This is a genomic window from bacterium endosymbiont of Bathymodiolus sp. 5 South, assembly GCF_900128535.1.
Lineage (GTDB): Bacteria > Pseudomonadota > Gammaproteobacteria > PS1 > Pseudothioglobaceae > Thiodubiliella.
The window spans coordinates 1-1872 of the sequence record NZ_FQTR01000246.1 but is presented as its reverse complement, the minus strand read 5'-3'; the positions used below and the strand labels follow the sequence as shown (position 1 = coordinate 1872).

Below are 1872 nucleotides of genomic sequence, written 5' to 3'. Positions count from 1 at the left end.
TTGGCGATTTTTTAAACCCAGCCTTAGCCCTGCTAGGACAAGGTTTAAAGAAATCACCAATTGGGCAAAAATTGGATTTTGCTAATCATCCCTATTTATGCAAAGGTCTCTCTTTGACTAAGTTTTTAGGTCGTTTTAAAAAAAATCATATTAAAATTTGTGGCAGTTTTGTTTATAAAGCAGAAACAAAAAAATCAGAGCAACTGAAAAATCAATTACTCTGATCCCTTGATGTTGTACCTCAGCCTTAAGCAAGACACCCTATTCAAATATATGATTACATAGCAGGGTATTTCTCCAGAATAAAAAACAGCACATTTTTTACACTCTCAAAAAAAGTATTAAATAAATTCGATTTATGCATCTATAAATCGAATTTATGTTTTTGTAGACTTCTAAAGAATAATATCCTTCACTATCTAGATCAGTATTTAAGCAAACAACATAATCAAGTCTTTATTTAACTTATTGATGGCGGTAAAACAGTTATTTGAAGAAATCCTCCTGTAGCAAATACAGAGACTCTAAAGGTCCCGCCTTTCTCAGTAACATACTCTCGCTTATAGAACGAAAATGTTTTCTTTATAGATCCTGACTTTCCTTCAATTAACACTGAGCCTGAGCCAGCAGAAGCCTCATTCCAATGATATTCTATTAAGAATGTATATGCGTCCTTACCAAATTCTACCCCATATAAAAATGATGATGTTGATTTAAATATAGAATTTACCCTATACACGGCTGAATCACCCTCATTTGCAAAAATAAAGTCTTTATGTGGCACCGCTGCACTAGAATAATCCATATTATCAGACAAAAAAGAATTTAGTGCCAATGAATCAGCATGATAATTACTAATAGAAACGCATAAATATGCGCCGTCTAAAAATTCTTTAGCTGACACGGCAGCTTGCATCAGAGTAGTGGAGGTCGCTATCGCGACAAGACTCACCCCCATATCATTTGTTTTGTTATTCATAATGTATTACCTAAAAGTGTTGCAATATTTGCTTCGGAAGAAGTTGCCTTAACATTTCCATCTTCTACACTAGACTTTATACCGTATGTTATAGGAATCATTTCAAGTGGATAAACATAATCCTCTGAAGAGTATGGAAAAATAACTCCAGGTGCAGTAGTCTCAAGCTGTATAGATCCTGTATTAAAACCATCCTGTCCCGCAAAAATTAATATATTTTCTCTTGGCTCTAACATTACTGAATTTTGAGGGGGTAAAGTAACGGCACAAAAAGGAGAAAAGGGTTTACTTTTTTCACTTGGCTCACTAACAATTGATGATAAACCAACTTGAACTAATTTAGTTTCATGACTGATAATCTCAATTTGCCCAGATGGAGCCTTGCCAGTTTCATAAAACTCTCCATATTTATCTAATGTAAGTTGGGTTCCTAGTAATACATCATCAGATATTGTAAATACTTTTATCTCGTCCCCCACATCGCTGGCAACGGTATAAGCCATATAAGCACGATAAGTAGGGACATGGCTTATTACAATTTTTCCAGCAGCCAGTTCAGTAAAAGGTATTGAATACCATATAGGCACAAGACCCACTCCTGCAACAACATTTGATGCCTTATACAGATAAAGTTTATAATCATGATCTGACAACCATTGAAAAAGTATCTTTTGTTCCGAAGTGGAAAAATCAAAAGATATTGTTAATGGGTTTCCTGGTGTTTTTAGTTTATTTTTATTCATTTCTTTCTCCTTTTATTATTTTTATAGAGACCTTTGCATAAATATGAATAATCATCAAAACGCCATTTTTCACCAACTTGACAATTTTATGAAACACAGCCACTATATTTCATAAAATCAACAATTCGGCAAAACTTGTCACTTTGCTAA

At 33.8% G+C, this 1872-nt stretch carries 3 protein-coding genes; 1 reads left to right on the top strand and 2 read right to left on the bottom strand.

Going from position 1 to position 1872, the window contains the following annotated elements:
* A partial coding sequence (locus BBROOKSOX_RS10495; RefSeq protein WP_218973739.1) for a hypothetical protein occupies window positions 1-224 on the top strand: 224 nt, incomplete at its 5' end.
* Window positions 225-460: 236 nt separating this feature from the next.
* Here the strand turns inward: BBROOKSOX_RS10495 and BBROOKSOX_RS10490 are convergent.
* Both BBROOKSOX_RS10490 and BBROOKSOX_RS10485 read right to left on the bottom strand, forming a co-directional pair.
* Window positions 461-979, bottom strand: coding sequence for a hypothetical protein (locus BBROOKSOX_RS10490; protein WP_139661715.1), 519 nt, complete (start codon window positions 977-979; stop codon window positions 461-463).
* A complete protein-coding gene (locus tag BBROOKSOX_RS10485) occupies window positions 976-1722 on the bottom strand; it encodes a hypothetical protein (RefSeq protein WP_139661714.1) in 747 nt (248 codons plus the stop codon). The genes BBROOKSOX_RS10490 and BBROOKSOX_RS10485 overlap by 4 nt, the downstream gene beginning before the upstream one ends.
* Window positions 1723-1872 lie beyond the last annotated feature (150 nt).